Below are 21420 nucleotides of genomic sequence, written 5' to 3'. Positions count from 1 at the left end.
ATGCCCTCGCCCGCGGAGCCCGTCCGTCCGCCGCTGCCGCTGTGGGGCGCGCTGCTCGCCGCCGCGGCGTCCGGACCGGTCATGGACGCGGCGTTCCCCGACCGCGGGCTGTGGCCGCTCGTGTTCCCCGGGATCGCGCTCGTGCTGCTCGCGCTGCGGGGCAGGCGTCCCGGTCCCGCGTTCCTCATCGGGCTCGTGGCCGGGCTCGCGTTCTACCTCACGCACATCGAGTGGGCGTCGCTGTACCTCGGGCCGGTGCCGTGGATCGCGCTGTCCGCCCTGGAGTCGCTCTTCGTCGCCACCGGGGCGGTCGCCATCGCCACGGCGTCGCGCTGGATCCCGCGCGCGTTCCCCACGGTCGCCGGCCGGGTGGTGCTGCTCCCGGTCGCGGTCGCCGGGCTGTGGACCGCGCGCGAGGCGATCTCCGCGGTCTGGCCCTACGGCGGCTTCGCCTGGGGACGCGTCTCGCTGTCCCAGTCGGAGAGCCCCTTCGCGCACCTCGTGACGTGGCTCGGCGTCTCCGGCCTCTCCTTCGTGCTCGTGCTCCTCGTCGCGCTGCTGCTCGAGCTCGCCGCGGAGGAGCGCGTGCGGCGCGCGTCCCGAGCGCTCGTCGCGGGGACCGCCGTCGCCCTCGTGCTCGTCGTGCCCGCGTTCCCCGTGACGACGACGGGGACCACGCGCGTCGCCGCCGTGCAGGGGAACGCGAAGGCCGGGTACTTCGACGGCGCGCGCTACGGCGACATCCTGCGCGCGCACCTCGCCGCGACGGCGGAGATCCCGTCGGACGCCGGCGTCGACATGGTGGTGTGGCCCGAGAACGCGGCGGACGCGGATCCGCTGCGGGACCCGGGCTCGGCCGCCGCCCTCGACCGCGTCGTCGCGCGCCTCGGCGCCCCGCTCGTCGTGGGAACCGTCACCGAGCGCGACGGCCGCTACTACAACGAGTCGCTCGTCTGGACCGGGGGAGGGGCGACCGACCACTACGACAAGAAGCACCCCGTCCCCTTCGGCGAGTACGTGCCCGACCGCGCGTTCTGGGAGCCGTTCGCCCCCGACCTCATCGGCCTCATCCAGCGCGAGTACACGCCGGGCACCACGGATCAGGTGATGGACGTCGCGGGGGTCACCGCCGGCATCGCCATCTGCTTCGACATCGTCGACGACCAGCTCACGACCGACATGGTCAACGAGGGCGCCGGCCTCATCCTCGCCCAGTCGAACAACGCGGACTTCGGCCGCACCGACGAGAGCGTGCAGCAGCTGGCCATCGCCCGGATGCGCGCGCTCGAGACGGGCCGCAGCGTCGTCAACATCTCGACAGTCGGCACCAGCGCGATCGTCGGCCCGGACGGGCGGGACATCGACCGGCTGCCCTGGTTCACCGCCGGGTCGATGGTGGTCGACGTGCCGACCGCCGACGTCGTCACGCCGGCGATCCTCGTGGGGCGGGACATCGAGTGGCTCGTCTCGGGGCTCGGCCTGGGCGCTCTGGCCGTCTCCGGCATCGCGCTCGGGCGCCGCGGGCGCCGAGCCGCGCGCTGACGGGCCGCGCCGCACGCACGCACAGGAGCACCCCCCGGCTGTGCCGAGGGGTGCTCCTGTGTCCGGTTCGCGAGCGGAGGGGTCGGGTCAGGCGCCGATGCGGTGCTGACCGCGCCGCGCGCGGAGGGTGGCCAGGCGCTCCTCGAGGAGCTCCTCCAGCTCGGCGCGCGTCCGGCGCTCGAGCAGCATGTCCCAGTGGCTCCGGGGGACCTTCGCCTCGACCTCGTCGTGGGCGACGGGTGCGCCCTCGGCGTCGAGGAGGCGTCCCTCCAAGCCGCTCTTCGGCGACTCCCACACCTCGGGGACCTCGGCGTCGGCCGAGAACACGACCTCGAACGTGGTGCCGTCGGTCGTGCGGTACGTCTTCCTCTGCCGGGGGGAGAAGCTGACGCCCTCCTCGCTCTGCAGGCTCGTGGACCCGAGCCGCATCCCGCGCAAGCTGCGATCTGCCATGGTGGTCTCCTCTCGCGATGCACTCCCCGTTGTAAACCGTGCGGCTGTGAGGATCCTTTCTCAGGTCTCCCGGTTCCCAGGCGAATCCCAGTCCCTGACGCCGATGGCGGCGAGCGCGAGATCGGGCCGGTCGGTCACGATGCCGTGGATCCCAGCGCTGACCAGGCGGATCATCTCGTCGGGGTCGTCCACCGTCCAGACGTGCACCTCGCGGACGGCGTGGGCGAGCCGGCCGACCATCATGGGCGACACGGTGCGGATCCCGATCACCCGACAGGGCATCTGCACGGCGTCGACGCCGCGGAGGGCGAGGCGCACGACCGGCGCGAGCGCGAGCCGCGCGCCGAGGACCGCGAGGACGAGGCGACCCGCGTCGGCGGACGTGGCAGCGCCGGGGAGGAGGGCCAGCGCGCGTCGTCGTCGGGAGGCCGAGAACGACGTGACGAGCACGCGGTCGACGGCGTCGGCGTCGCGGATCGCCCGAGCGGCGGCGGCGGGCGCGTCCCGGCCCTTCACGTCGACGTTCAGCCGCGCGTCGGGCAGGGCCGCGAGGAGCTCGCCGAGCGTGGCGACGCGCGTGCCTGACCCGAGGTCGATGGCGCGCAGCTCCGCCAGCGTCGCGTCGCGGACGCGACCGGGGCGGCCTGTGAGACGTCGGAGGTCGCCGTCGTGCCAGAGCACGCACGCGCCGTCAGCTGTGACGTGCACGTCCGTCTCGAGGTGGGTCGCGCCGAGCTCCCACGCCGCGCGGAAGGCGTCGAGGGTGTTCTCCACGGCACCGGATCCGGTCCACCCGCGGTGCGCGAGGACGCGGGGCACGGCGCCGTCGAACCAGGCGGTGCGCGTCACGCGGGCCGGTCGTCGTCGTCGGGCACGGCCGAGGACCCGCCCGGTCCGAGGTCGTCGCGCTCGCGACGGCCCTCGACGGGGAGGGCGCGGAGCAGCGCCGGTCGCGCGGATCCGAGCAGAGCGGCCGCGGCCACGAGCGCGACGACCGCCTGCAGCCACCAGTGCGCACCCAGGAGGCCGGAGAGCAGGGCCGCGAGAGCCGCGACCCCGCCGCAGAGACCCATCAGGTCGAGCCGCCGCATCTCCACGACGACCCCCGTGACGATGAGGGCGAGCCAGGCGATCCACGCGTGGTCGTCGAGCAGGACCGTCACCCGCTGCTCCCTCGCTCCGTGGACCGGATGGCCCGAACCTAGCCCACCGCCCGGACGACGGGCGATAGGCTCTCCTGGCCGTCAGCGTGGTGTCCCGCCCGCGCGGCCCGTCCCGATCCGTCCCTCGCCGGACGACCCGTCGCGCGCGAACGGCGCGCACCCCTGGAGGAGTACCGCTGTGAGCACCGTCGACGAGATCCGCCCCTTCGCACCCGACGAGCTCCGCGGCCGCCGCGCGCTCGTCACCGGTTCCTCCCGCGGCATCGGCGCCGACACGGTCGCGTACCTCGCCGACGCGGGCGCCGATGTCGTCGTCAACTACCGCAACAAGGCGGCGCGCGCCGAGAAGCTCGTCGCGAAGCTGGTCGAGGGCGGCACCAAGGCCATCGCGGTCGGGGCGGACCTCACGGATCCCGAGTCCGTCGACCGCCTCATGGAGACCGTCCGCGCCGAGCTCGGCGGCCTCGACGTGCTCGTCCTGAACGCGTCCGGCGGCATGGAGAGCGGCATGGCCGAGGACTACGCCATGACCCTCAATCGCGACGCGCAGCTGAACGTCCTGCGCAGCGCGCTGCCGCTGCTGTCCGAGGGCGGCCGGGTCGTCTTCGTCACGAGCCACCAGGCCCACTTCATCCGCACGACCGAGACGATGCCCGAGTACGAGGCCGTCGCGCGCAGCAAGCGCGCGGGGGAGGACGCCCTGCGTGAGCTCATCCCGGAGCTCGACGAGCGGGGCATCGGCTTCGTCGTCGTCTCCGGCGACATGATCGAGGGCACCATCACGGCCACGCTCCTCAGCCGCATGAACCCCGAGGCCATCCAGGAGCGCAAGGAGGCGTCCGGAGGCCTCTACAACGTCTCGCAGTTCGCGGCCGAGGTCGCGCGCGCGGTCGTCGACCCGATCCCCGCCGAACACCTGCGCCTCGTCGGCGACACCAGCAGCTTCCGCCCCGAGTGACCCGGGGCCGGGCGACGACCCGGGGCTAGGCTCGAACCGATGAAGACCACGGATCTCGACCTCCTCACCTCCGTCTCCCGCCCCGCCGTCTCGCCCGACGGCCGCCTGGCCGTCGTCTCGGTGACGTGCCCGCGGGTGCACGCGGACGCGTACACCGGTCAGCTGTGGGAGGTGACCACCGACGGATCCGCGCCGCCGCGCCGCATCACGCGCGGCTTCCGCGACACGGCGCCGCGGCTCTCGCCGGACGGGTCGGTCATCGCGTTCCTCCGCGCGGAGCCGAAGGGGCCGCCGCAGCTGCACGTCGTCCGGGCCGCCGGCGGCGAGCCGGTCGCCCTCACCGACGAGCTGCTCGGTGTCGGCGCGTTCGACTGGTCGCCCGACGGCTCGCGCCTCGTCTACGCCTCGCGCGTGGCGGAGGCCGGGCGGTACGGGAGCGTCGAGGGCGTGTCGGCGGCGGCGGAGCCCGCCCGCCGCATCACCACCACGAAGTACCTCGCGAACGGCCTCGGCTGGTCCACGGACCGGCACACCCAGCTCTTCCTCGTCGATCTGCCGGCGCTGGACGCGGAGCCCTTCGTGGCCGCAGTCCCGTCCGGCTACCCGGATGCCGCGGATCCCGCTGTGCGCGGCGACGGCGCCGATGCGAAGCCCTCCGCCGCCGAGCGCGCGGGCGTGCCGCCGGTCGTCCGTCTCACCGACGAGCCCGTCGACCACGACGCGCCGCGCTTCTCCGCCGACGGCTCCGAGGTCCTGTTCGTCGCCTCGCGCCACGACGGTCGTGACGACGACCTGCTCTCGGGTGCCTACGCGGTCGCTGTCCCCGCCCCCGGTGACGCCTCGAGCGGCGTGCCCGAGGTCCGCACCGTGGTGTCGCACGAGGCCGGGCTCGGCATCGCGGAGGTCGCGTCCGTCGAGGGCGGCCGGATCTACCTGCTGGCGCAGGACCTGGGGGAGACGGGAGTCGACTTCGTCGCCCGCAACACCGCGCTCTACGTCCTCGACGCCGACGACGCCGCGCCTCGCGTCCTCACGGACGCCGAGACCGTCGACCTCGGCGGCAGCGGCATCACCGTCGAGGACCGCGAGGCCGTCCTCGTGCTCAACGGATCGCGCGGTACCGTGCACCTGCTGCGCGTGACCGCGGACGGCGCCGTCGAGGCGCTCGTCGACGACCAGGTGGAGGTCACGGGCGTCGGCGTCGGGGGAGGGGCCGTCGTCGTCGCCCTCACGGACCCGCGCACGCATGGTGACCTGGCGCTGGTCCGCACCGATCGCGCGCCCGACGCCGGATCCGCGCTCGTCCCGCTCACCGACTTCTCCGCGCCGCTGCGCGAGGCGGGGATCCGCCCGCTGCACGAGCTGGTGGTCGAGGGTCGCGACGGCTACCCGGTGCACGGCTGGGTCGTGCTGCCGGAAGGGGAGGGGCCGCACCCGGTCCTCCTCGTGATCCACGGGGGGCCGTACGCGGCCTACGGCGTGCACCTCTTCGACGAGGCGCAGGTGTACGCCGACGCCGGCTACGCCGTGCTCCTGTGCAACCCGCGCGGCGCCGCCGGCTACGGCCAGGCCCACGGCCGGGTCATCAAGGAGCGCATGGGCACGGTCGACATGCACGACGTGCTCGACTTCCTCGACGGCGCGATCGCGGTCCACGACACCATCGACGGATCCCGCGCCGGCATCATGGGCGGCTCCTACGGCGGCTACCTCACCGCGTGGACCATCGCACACGAGCACCGCTTCCAGGGTGCCATCGTCGAGCGCGGGTTCCTCGACCCGGAGCTGTTCACCGGCACGAGCGACATCGGCACGTTCTTCGGCGAGGAGTACACGGGCCACGACGAGGAGACGCGCCGCGCGCAGAGCCCGCAGGCGGTCGCGCACCAGGTGCGCACGCCGACGCTCGTCGTCCACTCCGAGGACGACCTGCGCTGCCCGCTGTCGCAGGCCGAGCGGTACCACCTGGCCCTCGTGCGCGCGGGCGTCGAGACCGAGATGCTCGTCTTCCCGGGCGAGGACCACGAGCTCAGCCGATCCGGTCGGCCGCGCCACCGCGTGCAGCGCTTCGAGGCGATCCTCGACTGGTGGGCCGGTCACCTGCCGGTCGGCGGCGCAGCGCGATGACCGACGGCGAGGTCGTGCGGCACGTCCGTGACACGGCACGGATCCTGCTGGTCGACGAGCGCGACCGGCTTCTGCTGTTCCTCACGAACTACTCGGTGGACGTCGACCTGCCGCCGCGCTGGCTCACGCCGGGCGGCGGGATCGACCCGGGGGAGTCGCCGGCCCAGGCGGCCCGCCGCGAGCTGTTCGAGGAGACGGGCCTGCGCGTCGAGTCCGTCGGCGAACCGGTCTGGGAGCACGACTACGCGCGGCGTCGCATCGACGGCGACCTCGACACCGGCCACTCGACGTTCTACCTGGTGCGCACCACGGCGTTCGCGCCGGTGTCCGACAACTGGATGCCCGACGAGTTCGACGACATCCACGCGCACCGCTGGTTCGGGCTCGACGAGCTGGCCGCGACGGACGAGCCGATCGAGCCGGCCGAGCTGGTGGACGTAGCGCGCGAGGTGCTGTCCCGGAGGTCGTGAGGCGGCCCGATCACGCCCTCTCGCGAGGCTCCGGCGTAGAGCCGATAATGCACATTATGTCATCTAAGTGACCGAGTGCCGGAGTACGCCAGATCGTCCGACGGGGCGGGACTCGCGATGCGGGTGCGCTTCGCTTTCGGCTGTCGTCTGGGAGGGCTTGCGGATCGCCGCTGGCGATCGATCTGACGTCGGGGTGGTCGGCGGTCGTCGCGTCGGTGTACGTCACCGACGTCTCGAAGCAGTCGACAGCGACCGGGCCGGGTCGCTGATCTCGCACGTGACGGTGGCCGCCAGCTTCGTCGAGCGCACCGCGCGCATCGCCGGATGACCCTGCGCTATCCCTGACCTCCCGCAACCCCTGACCTCGCGGGCGTCTAACGTTCTCCCTGTGCACGACTCTCGACGTGCCCCGCTGGTGCGCGGTGCCCTCGCCCTCACAGCGGCGGCGATCGTGGTCGCCATCGTCCTGTGCGTCGATCCCGAGCCCGCGCCCGTCATGCTCGGCATCGCACTGGTGTCATCACTCAGCCGCAGCCAGTCGGAGAGGGACTTCCGAGGTTGCCTGGAGGCGCTCGCCCTCCTTCCGGTGCTCGCAGTGCTGACGAGCGGGATCGGCGCGCTCCTGCGCCAGGCCTTGTGGCTCGGCGCGGCCCTGTACGTGGCCGCATTGGTCGCAGCGACCCTCGTCCGCAGGTTCGGCGAGCTCGGCCGACGTCTCAGCACGGTCGCCGCCACACCCTCGCTGGCGGTGCTGTTCCTGCCCGCGGGAGCCGGGGCGGATCACGGCCCAGTGCTCGCGATCGCCGAGCCCATCCTCGTCGCGGTGCTTGCCTGGACCGTCGTGACGCTGGTGCAGGCCTCGGCTCGGCGGCTCCGGGTCGTGCCCTCCCCCGGGGCCGTCGCGTCCGGCGCTCCCGCGCCGCGCAACCCTGCGCCGGACCGCGCACGTCGACCACCACACGGACGTCGACGACGACCCGGATGGCGTTGCAGCTGGCCGCGGCTCTCGCCGCGGCGTTCGTCGTAGGAGCACTCGGATTCGGCGCGCACTGGGGGTGGGTCGTGCTGAGTGCCGTGATCGTCTCGTACCTGCCGCGGGGCAGCGCCGACGCGGTGACGAAAGGTGTCCACCGCTTCGTCGGAGCCGCGGTGGGCTCCCTCGTCGCTCTCGTGCCGCTTGCAATCACCCCTGACCTGGCACCTCTGCTCACGGCGTGCGCTCTGGCCACCATCGGTGCGGGCATCCTGCTGCGCGAGGTCAGCTACGCCGCATGGGCCCTCGCCGTCACGGTCGCTCTCACCCTCCTCGAGCAGCACCACATGTACGTCTCGGTCCCCGACCTCCAGCACAGCACCTGCCTCCCGTAGGTGACGACGCTCACGAGGACGACAGCTCGAGCCCCTGCGCCTGCAGGGGCTCGAGCTGTCTGTCCGGGCACCGGCCCGCGGCGATCGGATGGCCGACCGCCGCGGTGCGTCAGCGGATCACGAGCCGGCGCGGGTCACCACCACGTCGAACTCGCTCGTCCGGACGTTGCCGGCCCGGTCCTTCGCGGTGCAGGTGACGGTGGTCGTCCCGACGGGGAAGATCCCGCTGCGCGGCGGATCGCAGACGATGCGCACGTTCCCGTCGCGGGTGTCGATGGCCGATGGCAGCGCGTACGGCACGCGCACGCCGGTGGCCTTCGTGGCGACGGCCGTGATGTCGTCCACGTCCGCGATGCGCGGCGCCGACAGGTCGGCCGGTCGCGCGGGCAGCTGCTTCGGATCCACGATGCCCCAGTACGCGGGCGCCGCCTGCAGATCGTCGTCGAACGGCAGAGGCTGCTCCCACGGACGCGCGATGGGCCACGTGCGCAGCCAGCTGCGCGCGTTGCTCACGCCCCAGAAGGTGACCGAGTCGATCGACGCGGCCTGCTGGCGGATCATCTGGAAGAGGTCGCGGTAGTAGTAGCCGACCTCCGCTCCCGCCTGGGCGTCGTCCGCGTAGACCGGCGTGTACGGATCCTGCGGCGCGCCGCTCACGTCGGCGCCCTCGTTCTGGTTCGACGCGTTGACGTCGAGCTCCGTGATGGCCTGCAGCAGGCGCGTGTCGATGCGCTCCACCGCGCGGATCGAGTCGCGCAGCCACGAGACGGGCCGGGCGAAGTCGACGTGCGCCTGGTGGCCCACCCCGTCGATCGGCACGCCGCGGGCCACGAGCGCCGAGACAAGCTCGAGGTAGTCGGCGCGCTTGGTCGGCACCTCGGTGTTGTAGTCGTTGATGAACAGCTTCACGCCCGGGAAGTAGGCGCGCGCCAGGCGGAAGCCCTCGTCGACGAAGCCCTCCCCCAGCACCTGGTACCAGCGGCTGTCGCGCATGTCGTGCGCGTTGTCGTTCGGGCCGTCGTCGATGACCTCGTTGACGACGTCCATCGCCCAGATCGGGCTGCCGCCGTCCGGGTAGCGGGCTGCCACGTGGTCCGCGATGCCCTTCACGTGCGCCTCCATGCGCGCCTTCAGGATCGCCTGGTCGGCGGGGCTGTCGGTGAGCGGGCGGTCGCCGTCGAGGAAGAACCACGCGGGCGTCTGCGAGTGCCAGAACAGCACGTGGTAGTAGACCTTGGTGCCGGTGCGGTCGGCGTAGTCGAGCAGCTGGTCGATCTGCGCGAACGTGAAGCGGCCCTCCTCCGGCTGGACGCTCTCGGGCTTCCCGGCGTTCTCCGGCGTGAGCGCGTTGAACTGCCGGCTCACGAGGTCGGCTCCGGCGCCGACGGTCTCGCGCCCGTCGACGGCCACGCCCACGTGCTCGATGCCGCGGGCGCCGAGGACGTCCTTCAGCGCCGGAATGTCGGTCTGCACGGGGGTGCCCACTTCGTCGCCGAGCTGGAAGTCGTCGAGGAGGAAGTCGGCGCCGACCGTCCCCTCCACGTAGACCTGCGCCTTGTCGACGGGTCCGCCGAGCGTGTACGTGCCGGTGAGCTCCGTCCAGGCGTCGGCGGTGACCCGCGCGGCGGCTCCCGCCACCCCGTCGTATCCGCTGCCGCCGCCGGTGTCGCGCTGCACGGAGACCTTGAGGGACGCGGGCTCCTCCCCCGCGGCCAGGCGCGCCCACACCGTCACCTCGACCTGCTGGCCGACGGCGAGGGCGCTCGTCACGTCGAGGGCGGCGCCGTGCCACTCCTGCGTGCGGTCGGTCACGAGCAGGCTGCCGGATCCGGTGTGCGCGATCGTGCTGGGCGCGATCGCGACGCCGTCGCCGCGCGGGGCCCAGCCGTCCGTTCCGGACTCGAAGTCGGATCCGATGCCGGCGGGAGCGGCAGCGTCGGCGGCCTGTGCGGATGGCGCGACGAGGGCGCCTGCGCCCACGACGAGGCCGAGCGCGGTGATCGCCGCCATGCCGTGGCGACGGGCGGGACGGGTGCCGGCGCTGCGGCCGCCAGCGGACCTGCTGCGGTCCGGGCGTGAATGGCTGACGTCCGCGGACGCTGGCGGGCTGGTGCGGGGAATGCTCATCGTCGAACACCTCTCATGTGTTCCGACTTCGGTGTCGGATGCTCGCACCGTAGGCATCCTCCCCTACGGGCGGCAAGGTATTCGAAAACCTTTGTTGTGTGTGGCAACGAACGCAGTGCGGCCCCCGTCCTCGATGAGGACGGGGGCCGCGGTGGCTCGCGCTGCGATCAGCCCTTCGGGAGGGGTGGTCGCGGCGGGAGCAGGCTCGGGTTCACGATGCCCCAGTACGCGGGCATGGCCTCCTGGTGGGTCCCGAACGGGAGCGGCTGGTCCCACGGCTGGTCGATCGACGGGCTGTGCAGCCAGGTCCGCGAGTCGTCGGAGCCCCAGAAGGTGACCGACTCGAGGTTCGCGGCCTCCTGCCGGATCATCGCGAACAGGTCCTCGTAGACCCAGCCCACGGCGGCGGCCGTGTCGTCCGGGTCCGAGTAGATCGGCGCCGTGTGGTTCCGGTTCTCGCTGTTGCCCGTCGCGGCGGCCTGCGAGGCGCCGACGTCCAGCTCCGAGATGGCCTGCAGGAGGTGCGGGTCGAGGGCCTTCACCGCGTGGATCGTGTTCCTCAGCTCCTCGATGTCGCTGCGGAGTCCGATGTGGCTCTGCTGCGACACGCCCTCGACCGGGATGTGCCGCTCCAGGAGGTCGGAGACGAGCCCGAGGTAGTCCGCGCGCTTGCTCGGCGAGTCGGTGTTGTACTCGTTGATGAAGAGCTTGACGCCTGGGAAGTACTCCTTCGCGAGCTGGAAGGCCTCGTCGACGAAGCCCTCGCCGAGCACCCGGAAGAAGGGCGTGTCCTTCATGTCGTGCGGGTTGCCGTTGGGGCCGTCGTCGATGACCTCGTTGACGACGTCCATGGCCCAGATGGGGCTGTTCCCGTCCGGGTAGCGGGACGCGATGTGGTCGGCGATCGCCTTCATGTGGGCGTCCATGCGCGCCGTGAGCAGCGCCTGGTCGGCCGGGCTGTTCGTGAGCGGACGGCCATGGTCGAGGAAGAACCAGTCGGGCGTCTGCGGCTTCCAGTAGGGGACGTGGAAGTACATCTTCATGCCGTGGGCGTCGGCGAAGTCGAGCAGCTTGTCGATGCCCGAGAAGTCGAACCGGCCCTCGACGGGCTGGATCGCGTCGGCCTTGCCCTCGTTCTCCGGGGTCATGGCGTTGAAGTGGCGGGCGATGAGGTCGGCCGAGGCGCCCTGCACCTCGCCGCTGCCCATCGCGACGCCGACGTGCTCGATGCCGGCGTCGCCGAGGACGTCCTTGAGGGCGGGGACCTGCATGCCGGGGACGGGCGTGCTGGGCGCGGCCGCGGATGCGGAGACGGCGGGGACGCCGATGGCGACCGCGGTGAGGACGGCGGCGGCCGACGCGAGGGCGGCGAGGCCGCGACGAGAGCGACGACGGGCGTCGCGGTGCGGGAGGGACGGCGCCGTGCTCATGGGCGTGCGGGGACGGTGTGGGGAGTGGGTCACTGGTGCCTCTCGTACGTGGGTGGGACACCGCGACCCTAGGGAGGACCGTCCGGCCGCCGAGCGGGTTGTGGACAGGAGGCAACGAGATCCTCGGCAGCGCGCGGATCGCCTGCGCGCCTCGCCGTGCGGTCCGACACCGGTCAGCGCATCCGGCCGGTGATGACGCGCGTGCCGTCGTCCTCGTCGCAGTCGCGCGCGCTCGCCGCGGCCGGCGCGAGGCGTGCGTCCAGACCGGCGGCCGCGAGTGCGCCGAGGGCGGCGTCGACCTGCGCGTCCGCGACCTCGACGAGGAGCAGGCCGCCGGGCGCGAGCCAGGAGCCGCTCCCGCGCGCCACCCGCCGGAGCACGTCGAGCCCGTCGGAGCCGCCGTCGCGCGTCGCCTCGGGCTCGTGCAGGCGCGCCTCGGGCGGCATGAGGTCGAGCGCGGCGTGCGGCACGTAGGGCACGTTGGCGACGAGGACGTCGATCCGCCCGCGGAGGTCGCCGGGCAGGGCGTCGAGCAGGTCGCCGCGGTGCACGCCGACGCCGCGCGGCACGAGGTTCTCCGCGGCGCAGGCGACCGCGACCGGATCCACGTCGGCCGCGTGCACGATCGCGCCCTCGACATCGTCCGCGAGCACGGCGGCGATGGCGCCGGATCCGCAGCACAGGTCGACGACCACAGGTCCGTCGGTCCCGCGCGCCGCGGCGACGGCGGCCCGGGCGAGCCGCTCGGTGCGCCGGCGCGGGACGAACACCCCGGGCCGCACGACGATCCGACGTTCCGCGAACTCGGCCCAGCCGAGGACGGTCTCGAGGGGCGCCCCATCGACGCGTGCCGCCGTCATCCGCCTGAGCTCCGCCGCGCGGGCGTCTCCCCCGCGTCCCCGGCCGTCGTCGGGATGGCGGTCCGCCGCCTCCGCGACGAGCAGGGCGGCCTCCTCCTCCGCGAAGACGCAGCCGGCGGCCCGCAGGCGCGCGACCAGGCCGTCGCCGCGTCCGACGTCGGTCGCAGCCTGCCCGCTCAGCTGCGCTCCGTGGTGCCGAGGTGCTCGAGCAGCGCGGCGGCCCGCAGGAGGTCGTCGCCGCGCACGGGCGGGCTCGCCTGGAGCGCCGCCTGCTCCACCCACTCGGCCCGCGCGGCGCGGACGCCCAGCAGCAGCGCCCGGCCGCCGTCGGAGAGGTGCAGGTACGAGCCGACCTGGTCCTCGGACTCCAGGACGAACCCCTTCTGCATGAGCGACGCGAGGCTCGGGACGGTGGCGGCGCGAGCGGTGCGGGTGTCGAGCGCGAGGGACGCCCTGTCCATCCGCTCGGTGCCCGACAGCCGCCGGATGATGAGGATCTGCACTCCCGTGAGCCCGTCCCAGCTCGCGTCGACGGACGCGTCGATGTGCTCGGACACGGCGGTGAGCGCGTCGGCGAGGCGGGCGTGCGGGACGGCGGGATCGATCACGATGCTCCTGACGGTGGGCTCTGGCGGGTCTGAGGCTCTCGCCTCCGGCCTGAGGGAGCGTCGTGCCGCTCAGGATAGACCTGTCACGCCCCCGATACGAGCGCGATGTCACGCGGCGGTGCCGACGCGACGACGCCCGCCGCGGCGAGGAGCCGGGCGGGCGTCGTGCTGCCGGCATGCCGGCGGGTGGATCAGGACGGGAACTGGGTGAAGTCCGCCGTCGCCGGGTCGGCGCCGAGGCGCGTGCCGGTCTCGAGGGTGTCGATCTCGGCGAGCTCCTCGACCGTGAGCTCCACCTCGATGCTCTGGAAGTTCTGCACGATGCGCTCCGGGGTGACCGACTTCGGGATCACGATGCGACCCTGCGCGAGGTGCCACGCGAGCACGATCTGCGCAGGGGTGGCGTCGTGCTCCTTCGCGAGGCGCGTCACGATCTCCGACTCCAGGTCGGCGCCCTGGCCGAGCGGGCTGTAGGCCTCGACCTCGATGCCGCGCTCGACCGAGAAGGTCGAGAGGTCGTGCTGCTGGAACGTCGGGTGCACCTCGATCTGGTTCACCGCCGGGACGACGTCCGACTCCGCGGCCAGCGTCTCCAGGTGCTCCGGGAGGAAGTTGGAGACGCCGATCGCGCGGATGAGGCCCTCGGCGTGCAGCGCCTCGAACGTCTTCCAGGTCTCGACGTACAGCCCGTGCTTCGGGCAGGGCCAGTGGATGAGGTAGAGGTCCACCGCGTCGACGCCGAGCTTGCGCCGGCTGTCCTCGAAGGCGCTGCGGGCGCTGTCCGCGCCCTGGTCGCCGTTGCGGAGCTTCGTGGTGATGAAGAGCTCCTCGCGCGGGATGCCCGTCGCCTTGATGGCGGCGCCCACGCCCTCCTCGTTGTAGTAGCCGGCGGCGGTGTCGATGTGGCGGTAGCCGGCCTCGAACGCGCGCTCCACGGCCTGCTGCGTCTCGGCGGGCGGGGTCTGGAAGACGCCGAAGCCCAGCTGCGGGATGGTGACGCCGTTGTTCAGTGTGATGAGGGGGGATGCCATGTGCTCTCGTCTTCTTCGTCTCGATGGTCACGGGATGCGGAGGCGCCGTGGTGCGCGCCCGACCGCTCTTTCCCACCGTACGCCGGGGTCGCCGTCCGCCGCCCGTCGGGGACGGCTCTCCGCGGAGGGCGAACAGCGGTGAGACGACGGACGGGCGCCGCTCTCTCGCGAGGTGCGGCGCCCGTCGGGTCGATCGGCTGGGCAGGTCAGCGGCCGGAGGTCTCCAGCACGTAGCCCTCCTCGCCGTGGACGATCGTGTCGATGCCTGCGATCTCGTCCTCGTTCTTCACCCGGAATCCCATGGTCTTCTGGATGATCGTGCCGATGACGTACGAGAGCACGAACGAGTAGATCAGCACCGCGAACGCGGCGAGGGCCTGCTTGCCGAGCTGCTCGAGCGAGCCCGAGTAGATGAGGCCGACGTTCGTGGCGAAGATGCCGATGTACAGCGTGCCGATGAGGCCGCCGATGAGGTGGATGCCCACCACGTCGAGCGAGTCGTCGAAGCCGAGCTTGAACTTCAGCTCGATCGCGACGGCGCAGACGGCGCCGGCGATGAGGCCGAGGACGATGGCCCAGGTCGGCGAGAGCGCTGCGCACGCCGGGGTGATCGCGACGAGTCCCGCGACGGCGCCGGATGCGGCGCCGACCGAGGTCGGCTTGCCGTCGCGGATCTTCTCCACCACGAGCCAGCCGAGGATCGCGGCGGCCGGCGCGGCGATGGTGTTGAGGAACGCGATGGCCGCGATGCCGTCGGCCGCGAGCTCGGAGCCGGCGTTGAAGCCGAACCAGCCGAACCAGAGGAGGCCGGCGCCGAGGAGCACGAACGGCGGGTTGTGCGGCACGTGCATGCCCTTGGCGAACCCGACGCGCTTGCCGAGGACCAGCGAGAGGGCGAGGGCCGCGGCGCCCGCGTTGATGTGGACCGCCGTGCCGCCCGCGAAGTCGATGGCGCCGACGTTGTAGGCGATCCATCCGCCGTCGACGGTGGCGCCGTCGGCGAGCGTGAAGTTGAAGACCCAGCTGGCGACCGGGAAGTAGACGACCGTGGCCCACACGCCCGCGAAGACCATCCACGCGCCGAACTTCGCGCGGTCGGCGATGGCGCCGGAGATGAGGGCGACCGTGATGATGGCGAACGTGGCCTGGAAGGCGGCGAAGGCGAGCGTCGGGTACGCCGACGTCTGCTCGCCGAGTGCCGCGGTGTACGCGTCGCCGAGGCCGAGCTGGCCGAGGTCGATGCCGAGGACGCCGTCGATGCCGACGAAGCGCGGGTTGCCCGCCGCGCCGTCTGGTCCGTTGCCGAACGCGATGGCGTAGCCGTACAGGACCCAGAGGAGCCCGATGAGGCCCATGGCCCCGAAGCTCATCATCATCATGCTGATGACGCTCTTGGCCTTGACGAGCCCGCCGTAGAAGAACGCCAGACCCGGCGTCATCAGGAGGACCAGCGCCGCGGCGATCAGGAGGAAGGCGGTGTTGCCTTGATCCATGGTGTTTCACCTCTCGTAGATCGTGCAGGGGGTCGCACCGGACTGGAGGCGAGCGGCCGCCCGTGTGGTCGGGTGGTTCGGCGCGAGCCGGATGCCGGGTACGCGTCCAGTGTCGGGGGGCGAGGTTTCGCCGGCTCGCCGGACGTGTTTCCGGCGCGTTACACGGGTGGCGCGCGTGTGAACATCGTGTTTCCGGGCGCGGCGGGGATGCCCACGACGGCCCCCGATCCAGGGACGTCGGAGCGCGGTGGGCTAGATGTCGCGACCGGCCGCGGTGAGCGAGATGAGCCGCGAGATCGCGCGCAGGTACTTCTTGCGGTAGCCGCCCGCGAGCATCTCGGCCGAGAAAGCCTCGTCGAACGGCGTGCCCGACGCGAGCAGCGGGATCTGCGCGTCGTAGACCCTGTCGACGAAGGCGACGAAGCGGAGCGCGTCGGTCTGGCCCTGCAGCTGGGTCACGCCGCGGAGCGCGATGACGTCGACGCCCTCGATGACCTTCACGTACTTGGAGGGGTGCAGGCGGGACAGGTGCGCGACGAGCTCCGGGAAGCCGTCGACGGTCACGGTCCGGCCGCCGGCCTGCGCCGCATCGGCCCGCGCGTCGAGGTCGTCGCCGTCCACCGTGATCGCGTGGCCCTCGAAGGCGCGGCGCCGGTAGTCGAGGCCGTCGATGCGGATGGTGTCGAACCGGTCGCTCATCGCCTGGATCTCGCGCAGGAAGTCCGCCGCCGCGAAGCGCCCCTCCCCCAGCGCGTTCGGCGGCGTGTTGCTCGTCGCCGCGATGCGCGTCCCGTCGGCCACGAGGTCGGACAGCAGGCGCGTCATCATCATGGTGTCGCCCGGGTCGTCGAGCTCGAACTCGTCGATGGCCACGAGCGTCGCGCCGCGGAGGATCCCGACGGCACCCTGGTAGCCGAGCGCCCCGACGAGCGCCGTGTACTCGATGAAGGTGCCGAAGTACTTCGGTCCCGGCATGGCGTGCCAGAGCGACGCGAGGAGGTGGGTCTTGCCGACGCCGAACCCGCCGTCCAGGTAGACGCCGGGCTTCAGGGCGGGCGCCTTCCTGCGCGAGAACAGGCCGCCGCGGGATCCGGCGCGGTCGCCCGAGAACGCGCGCAGCACCTCGACGGCCTGAGCCTGCGTGTCGTACTCGGGGTCGGGCCGGTAGGTGTCGAACCGGGCGTCGTCGAACTGACGCGGCGGCACGAGGTGCGCGGCGATCTCCTGGCCGGTGATGCTCGGGGAGCGGCCGACGAGCGCGCCCGGTGCGGTGCCCTCCGCGTCGTGGCTCGGCGATCCGATCTCGGCGTTCGTCACAGGTGGGTCTCCGGCTGTCATGTGGCGGTGCAGGGAAGTCCCGTGCGGGCCGAACCGTTACCGTTGACGGTGGGCGACGCGCGGCGCTCGGTGCCCGCGGAACACCCACCAGACTAATCCGCGTCCCACCCAGCGCGGCCCCTCCGGCCGCGAGATCAGGAGAGCCCCATGGCCGTCGAGCCGGACACCACCCCCAGGTTCGCCGAGTACGCCCACCCGGAGCGCCTCGTCAGCGGCGACTGGCTCCAGGCGCGACTCGCGGACGGCGCCCTGACGCCCGGTCTCGTGGTCGTCGAGTCCGACGAGGACGTGCTCCTCTACGAGACCGGCCACATCCCCGGCGCGGTCAAGCTCGACTGGCACACCGACCTCAACGATCCCGTGCAGCGCGACTACGTCGACGGCGAGCGGTTCGCGCAGCTCATGTCCGAGCGCGGCATCGCGCGCGACAGCACGGTGGTCATCTACGGCGACAAGAGCAACTGGTGGGCCGCGTACGCCCTCTGGGTCTTCACGCTGTTCGGCCACGAGGACGTGCGCCTGCTCGACGGCGGCCGCGACAAGTGGATCGCCGAGGGCCGCCCGACCACGACCGACCGGCCGGCGGTCACCCCCGTCGAGTACCCCGTCGTCGAGCGCCGCGACGAGGAGATCCGCGCGCTCAAGGACGACGTGCTCGCTCACCTCGGCAACCCGCTCATCGACGTCCGCAGCCCCGAGGAGTACACGGGACAGCGCACGACCGCGCCGGCGTACCCCGAGGAGGGCGCGCTCCGCGCCGGCCACATCCCCACGTCGAAGAACGTCCCGTGGGCGAAGGCCGCGGCCGAGGACGGCTCGTTCAAGACGCGCGCCGAGCTCGACGCGGTCTACCGCGACGGCGCCGGCCTGGGCGATGGCGACGACGTCGTGGTCCTCTGCCGCATCGGCGAGCGCTCGAGCCACACGTGGTTCGTGCTGACGCACCTGCTGGGCTTCGAGGGCGTCCGCAACTACGACGGTTCCTGGACCGAGTGGGGCTCCGCCGTGCGCGTCCCCATCGTCCAGGGCGACGAGCCCGGGGAGCTGCCCGCCCGATGACCGGTTCCCCCGAGCTGCCCGCGGCGCTCGCCGAGATCCGCGACGACTTCCTCGCGCTGGAGCAGCGCGACCGGCTCCTCCTCCTGCTCGACTTCAGCAACGAGCTGCCCGAGCTGCCGGCGCGGTACGCCGACCACCCGGACCTCCTCGAGCGCGTGGAGGAGTGCCAGTCGCCCGTGTTCATGTTCGTGGAGGTCGTCGACGGCGACGTGCACGTGCACGCCCAGGCGCCGGCCGAGGCCCCGACGAGCCGCGGGTTCGCGTCGATCCTCGCGCAGGGCCTCGACGGGCTCCCCGCCGACCTGGTGCTCGCCGTGCCCGACGACTACCCGTCCACCATCGGGCTCGACGCCGCCGTGTCGCCGCTGCGCATGCGCGGCATGACGGCGATGCTCGGGCGGGTCAAGCGTCAGGTGCGCGAGCGGCTCGCCGGATGAGGATCACGCGCGTCCTCCCCGGTGCGGCGTCGGGCGACGACGCCGCGCCGCGCGGGCTGGACGACGACGGCACCAGGGAGTGGTTGGAGGACCTCTACCGGCCGGGATCCGCCGACCACGTCCGCCTCAACTTCGTGGCGTCGGTCGACGGCAGCGTGATCGGCGCCGACGGCACGTCCGACAGCCTCTCCAGCGTCGTCGACCGGCGGATCCTCGGCGTGATCCGCGAGCTCGCCGACGTCGTGCTCGTGGGGGCGGGCACGGTGCGCGCCGAGCGCTACGTGCTCCCCCGCCGGACGCCCCTGGCCGTCGCCACCTCGTCGGGCGACCTGGAGGGCCACCGCTTCGACCCGGACGCCGCGCAGGGCCGCCTCCTCGTGCTCTGCCCGCCCGAGGCTCGCGACCGCGCCGTGGCCACTCTCGGCGGCGTGCCTGCGGAGATCGTGTCCGTGCCCCTGGGCGCCGCGGCCGACGGGCGGATGTCCGGCCACGTCGTCGTCGACGCGCTCCGCGGCCGCGGTCTGACCCATGTGGTGTGCGAGGGCGGGCCGGCGCTCGCCGCGTCCCTGCTCGCCGCCGGCCGGGTCGACGAGCTCTGCCTGACCACGTCGCCCGAGCTCGTGACACCACTGACGCCGCTCGTGCCGGCGGGCTCCGGCATCCACGCGCCGATGCGGCTCGACCAGCTGCTCGTCGACGACGACCACCGCACCTATGCGCGCTGGGCGACGCGGCGGGGCTGATCCCCTGGTCGTGCCGCCATCGAGGGCGGCGCCCGGGCGTCACCGCCGCGGCGTGGCTCCCGGGCCGGAGCGCGGCGGAACATAGTCTGCACACGTGGTAGACACCCGTGACAGCGCCGAGGATCCGCCCGAGTTCCGCGCGGCGCTGGACGCGCTGCGGCGCGCGACCACGCGATCCGAGCTCGTGCTGACCGAGATCCCGTCGCCATCGAGCAACCTGGCGCCGTACGCCGTCGCGCTGGCCGCCGACGTCTCGCCCTCGGGCCACGCCTCCGACTCGGAGCTCGGCACCGGCCGCTTCATCCTGCTGCACGACCCCGAGGAGCCGGACGCGTGGGGCGGCGCCTTCCGCGTCGTCTGCTTCGCCCAGGCGCCGCTCGAGACCGACATGGGGACGGATCCGTTCCTCGCCGACGTCGCCTGGTCGTGGCTGGTCGACGGCCTCGCCTCCCGCGGTGCCCGGTACTCCTCGCCGTCGGGGACCGCCACCCGGATCATCTCCACCGGCTACGGGGAGCTGGCCCGCCAGGGCAGCGGCGCAAAGATCGAGCTGCGCGCCTCGTGGACGCCGGCGGACGCCGACGTGACCGCCCATGTGGAAGGCTGGGGGGAACTACTGTGCATGCTCGCAGGGCTCCCTCCCGCGGGCGAAGGAGTGACACTGCTATCAGCGCGACGCACCCGGACGTGAACGCCCCGTCCGATATCCCCGACCCCGACGCGACCGGCGGCGACGCTCCCGTCCCCTCGACTCCCGCCGGCCTGAGCCGCCCGGCCATGGGCGCGTCCCTGTTCTCCGACGTGCCGGGATCCACCGCCACCGACGCCGTCGTCGCGCGGACGCGCACCCGGGCGCGGCGCACGGCGCCGGATCCCGTCCCCGACCCGGCGCCCGTCGTGGCCGCCGCCGCGCTGACGGAGACCGACGCCCCCGCACGCACGCCCCTCCGCGAGGCCGCCGCGACGGGCGACCTCACCGTCATCGACACCCGCGAGGAGTACCTGCGGGCCGTCGAGGCGATCGCCGCGGGCACCGGTCCCATCGCGGTCGACGCCGAGCGCGCATCGGGCTTCCGCTACAGCCAGCGTGCGTACCTCATACAGGTCTTCCGCCGTGGCGCCGGCACGTTCCTCTTCGACCCGCCCGCTGTGGGCGACTTCTCGGAGCTGGACACCGTGATCCGCGATGTCGAGTGGGTGCTCCACGCCGCGAGCCAGGACCTCGCCTGCCTCCGCGAGGTGGGCCTCGACCCGCAGCGCATCTTCGACACCGAGCTCGCCTCGCGCCTGCTCGGACTGCCCCGCGTGGGCCTCGGCACGGTCGTCGAGGAGCTGCTCGGGATCCACCTGGCCAAGGAGCACTCGGCCGCCGACTGGTCGACCCGCCCGCTCCCCCGCGCCTGGCTCGTCTACGCCGCGCTCGACGTCGAGCTGCTCGTCGACGTGCGCGACGAGATCGCGCGCCGCCTCGAGGAGCAGGGCAAGACCGGCATCGCCGAGCAGGAGTTCGCCGCGACCATCGCCAAGGAGGCGAAGCCCGCGCGTGTGGAGCCGTGGCGTCGTCTGAGCGGCCTGCACGGCGTCCGCGGCGGCCGCAACCTCGCGGTCGCGAAGGAGCTGTGGGAGGCCCGCGACGCCTACGCGCGCGAGGTCGACACGAGCCCCGGTCGCCTCGTCCCCGACGGCTCGCTCGTCGCGGTCGCGCGCGTCCTGCCGCAGACCAAGCGCGACCTCGCCGCGGTGCGCGAGTTCTCGGGCCGCGCGAGCCGCAGCGAGATCGACCGCTGGTGGGCCGCCGTGGAGCGGGGCCTGGCCGCGACCGAGTTCCCGCAGCTGCGCGGCACGGGCGAGACCATGCCGCCGCCGAAGGCGTGGGCCGACAGGGATCCCGCCGCCGACCGCCGGCTCAAGCGCGCCCGCGTCGCCGTCCAGGAGGTCGCGACGGCGATGGGCGTGCCGCAGGAGAACCTGCTCACGCCGGAGGTCCTGCGTCGCGTCGCGTGGACGCCGCCCGACGACCTCGCGCCCGAGGCCGTCGCGACGGCCCTCGAGTCCTGGGGCGCGCGCCCCTGGCAGATCGAGGCGACGGCCGCTCCGGTGGCGGCGGCCTTTGTCGATGCAGACCAAGCCGACGACGCGACCGACGACGGGGCCTCGTAGGAACAGTCAACGGATTCGGCTCCCGTCCGGCTTCTTCCTAGGGTGGGGGAAAT

At 73.0% G+C, this 21420-nt stretch carries 21 protein-coding genes; 11 read left to right on the top strand and 10 right to left on the bottom strand.

Annotation, left to right across the window (positions count from 1 at the left end; translation table 11 throughout):
* Complete coding sequence (gene lnt, locus FGD68_RS10845; protein ID WP_119372401.1) at positions 1 to 1542, top strand: apolipoprotein N-acyltransferase; 1542 nt, start codon at positions 1 to 3, stop codon at positions 1540 to 1542.
* An 87-nt stretch (positions 1543 to 1629) separates the two neighbouring features.
* On the opposite strand, the gene FGD68_RS10840 is transcribed toward lnt, so the two are convergent.
* The 3 genes from FGD68_RS10840 to FGD68_RS10830 are packed head-to-tail and all read right to left on the bottom strand — an operon-like array spanning position 1630 to position 3158.
* Positions 1630 to 1995, bottom strand: a complete 366-nt coding sequence (locus FGD68_RS10840; protein WP_012038371.1) for an RNA polymerase-binding protein RbpA — start codon at positions 1993 to 1995, stop codon at positions 1630 to 1632.
* A gap of 60 nt (positions 1996 to 2055) precedes the next feature.
* Positions 2056 to 2844: a glycerophosphodiester phosphodiesterase family protein gene (locus FGD68_RS10835; RefSeq protein WP_237609442.1), complete on the bottom strand. Its 789-nt coding sequence runs from the start codon at positions 2842 to 2844 to the stop codon at positions 2056 to 2058.
* Positions 2841 to 3158 (bottom strand): hypothetical protein, encoded by a 318-nt coding sequence (locus tag FGD68_RS10830; RefSeq protein WP_237609441.1) that lies wholly within the window; start codon positions 3156 to 3158, stop codon positions 2841 to 2843. Before FGD68_RS10830 ends, FGD68_RS10835 begins: the two co-directional genes overlap by 4 nt.
* Positions 3159 to 3336: 178 nt before the next feature.
* On the opposite strand from FGD68_RS10830, the gene FGD68_RS10825 reads away from it, so the two are divergent.
* The 5 genes from FGD68_RS10825 to FGD68_RS10805 all read left to right on the top strand — a co-directional run bounded on the left by FGD68_RS10825 (position 3337) and on the right by FGD68_RS10805 (position 8081).
* Entirely contained in the window at positions 3337 to 4116 is a 780-nt protein-coding gene (locus FGD68_RS10825) for an SDR family oxidoreductase (protein ID WP_104234722.1), read from the top strand.
* A 39-nt stretch (positions 4117 to 4155) separates the two neighbouring features.
* Positions 4156 to 6243, top strand: a complete 2088-nt coding sequence (locus FGD68_RS10820; protein ID WP_119372962.1) for a S9 family peptidase — start codon at positions 4156 to 4158, stop codon at positions 6241 to 6243.
* Positions 6240 to 6713 (top strand): NUDIX hydrolase, encoded by a 474-nt coding sequence (locus FGD68_RS10815; RefSeq protein WP_119372963.1) that lies wholly within the window; start codon positions 6240 to 6242, stop codon positions 6711 to 6713. Before FGD68_RS10820 ends, FGD68_RS10815 begins: the two co-directional genes overlap by 4 nt.
* Positions 6714 to 7101: 388 nt before the next feature.
* The gene (locus FGD68_RS10810) at positions 7102 to 7740 is read left to right on the top strand and encodes a hypothetical protein (RefSeq protein ID WP_147361649.1); all 639 of its coding nucleotides are present in this window, start codon (positions 7102 to 7104) and stop codon (positions 7738 to 7740) included.
* 35 nt (positions 7741 to 7775) lie between these two features.
* Positions 7776 to 8081 carry an FUSC family protein gene (locus tag FGD68_RS10805; RefSeq protein ID WP_237609440.1) on the top strand — a complete coding sequence of 102 codons (306 nt, stop codon included), beginning with the start codon at positions 7776 to 7778 and terminating at the stop codon, positions 8079 to 8081.
* A 117-nt stretch (positions 8082 to 8198) separates the two neighbouring features.
* Here FGD68_RS10805 and FGD68_RS10800 read toward each other — a convergent pair whose 3' ends face one another.
* From FGD68_RS10800 to zapE, 7 genes are all read right to left on the bottom strand, one after another.
* Positions 8199 to 10091: an endo-1,4-beta-xylanase gene (locus tag FGD68_RS10800; RefSeq protein ID WP_237609439.1), complete on the bottom strand. Its 1893-nt coding sequence runs from the start codon at positions 10089 to 10091 to the stop codon at positions 8199 to 8201.
* 284 nt (positions 10092 to 10375) lie between these two features.
* Positions 10376 to 11638: an endo-1,4-beta-xylanase gene (locus FGD68_RS10795; protein ID WP_119372967.1), complete on the bottom strand. Its 1263-nt coding sequence runs from the start codon at positions 11636 to 11638 to the stop codon at positions 10376 to 10378.
* Positions 11639 to 11811: 173 nt separating this feature from the next.
* Entirely contained in the window at positions 11812 to 12678 is an 867-nt protein-coding gene (locus FGD68_RS10790; RefSeq protein WP_237610000.1) for a putative protein N(5)-glutamine methyltransferase, read from the bottom strand.
* The gene (locus tag FGD68_RS10785; protein ID WP_237609438.1) at positions 12675 to 13106 is read right to left on the bottom strand and encodes a helix-turn-helix domain-containing protein; all 432 of its coding nucleotides are present in this window, start codon (positions 13104 to 13106) and stop codon (positions 12675 to 12677) included. The genes FGD68_RS10790 and FGD68_RS10785 overlap by 4 nt, the downstream gene beginning before the upstream one ends.
* 191 nt (positions 13107 to 13297) lie before the next feature.
* A complete protein-coding gene (locus FGD68_RS10780; protein ID WP_119373095.1) occupies positions 13298 to 14137 on the bottom strand; it encodes an aldo/keto reductase in 840 nt (279 codons plus the stop codon).
* 206 nt (positions 14138 to 14343) lie between these two features.
* Entirely contained in the window at positions 14344 to 15630 is a 1287-nt protein-coding gene (locus FGD68_RS10775) for an ammonium transporter (RefSeq protein ID WP_104234712.1), read from the bottom strand.
* Between the two features lie 252 nt (positions 15631 to 15882).
* The gene (gene zapE, locus FGD68_RS10770) at positions 15883 to 16947 is read right to left on the bottom strand and encodes a cell division protein ZapE (RefSeq protein ID WP_119373096.1); all 1065 of its coding nucleotides are present in this window, start codon (positions 16945 to 16947) and stop codon (positions 15883 to 15885) included.
* Positions 16948 to 17115: 168 nt separating this feature from the next.
* On the opposite strand from zapE, the gene FGD68_RS10765 reads away from it, so the two are divergent.
* From FGD68_RS10765 to FGD68_RS10745, 5 genes are all read left to right on the top strand, one after another.
* Positions 17116 to 18027: a sulfurtransferase gene (locus FGD68_RS10765; RefSeq protein WP_119373097.1), complete on the top strand. Its 912-nt coding sequence runs from the start codon at positions 17116 to 17118 to the stop codon at positions 18025 to 18027.
* Complete coding sequence (locus FGD68_RS10760) at positions 18024 to 18464, top strand: SufE family protein (protein ID WP_119373098.1); 441 nt, start codon at positions 18024 to 18026, stop codon at positions 18462 to 18464. Before FGD68_RS10765 ends, FGD68_RS10760 begins: the two co-directional genes overlap by 4 nt.
* Entirely contained in the window at positions 18461 to 19207 is a 747-nt protein-coding gene (locus FGD68_RS10755) for a dihydrofolate reductase family protein (RefSeq protein ID WP_104234709.1), read from the top strand. The genes FGD68_RS10760 and FGD68_RS10755 overlap by 4 nt, the downstream gene beginning before the upstream one ends.
* A gap of 94 nt (positions 19208 to 19301) precedes the next feature.
* Positions 19302 to 19898 (top strand): DUF3000 domain-containing protein, encoded by a 597-nt coding sequence (locus FGD68_RS10750; protein ID WP_119373099.1) that lies wholly within the window; start codon positions 19302 to 19304, stop codon positions 19896 to 19898.
* Positions 19895 to 21367 (top strand): ribonuclease D, encoded by a 1473-nt coding sequence (locus tag FGD68_RS10745; RefSeq protein ID WP_237609437.1) that lies wholly within the window; start codon positions 19895 to 19897, stop codon positions 21365 to 21367. Before FGD68_RS10750 ends, FGD68_RS10745 begins: the two co-directional genes overlap by 4 nt.
* Positions 21368 to 21420 lie beyond the last annotated feature (53 nt).

Source organism: Clavibacter californiensis (assembly GCF_021952865.1).
Taxonomy (GTDB): Bacteria; Actinomycetota; Actinomycetes; order Actinomycetales; family Microbacteriaceae; genus Clavibacter; species Clavibacter californiensis.
This window is presented reverse-complemented; position numbering and strand designations above follow the sequence as displayed.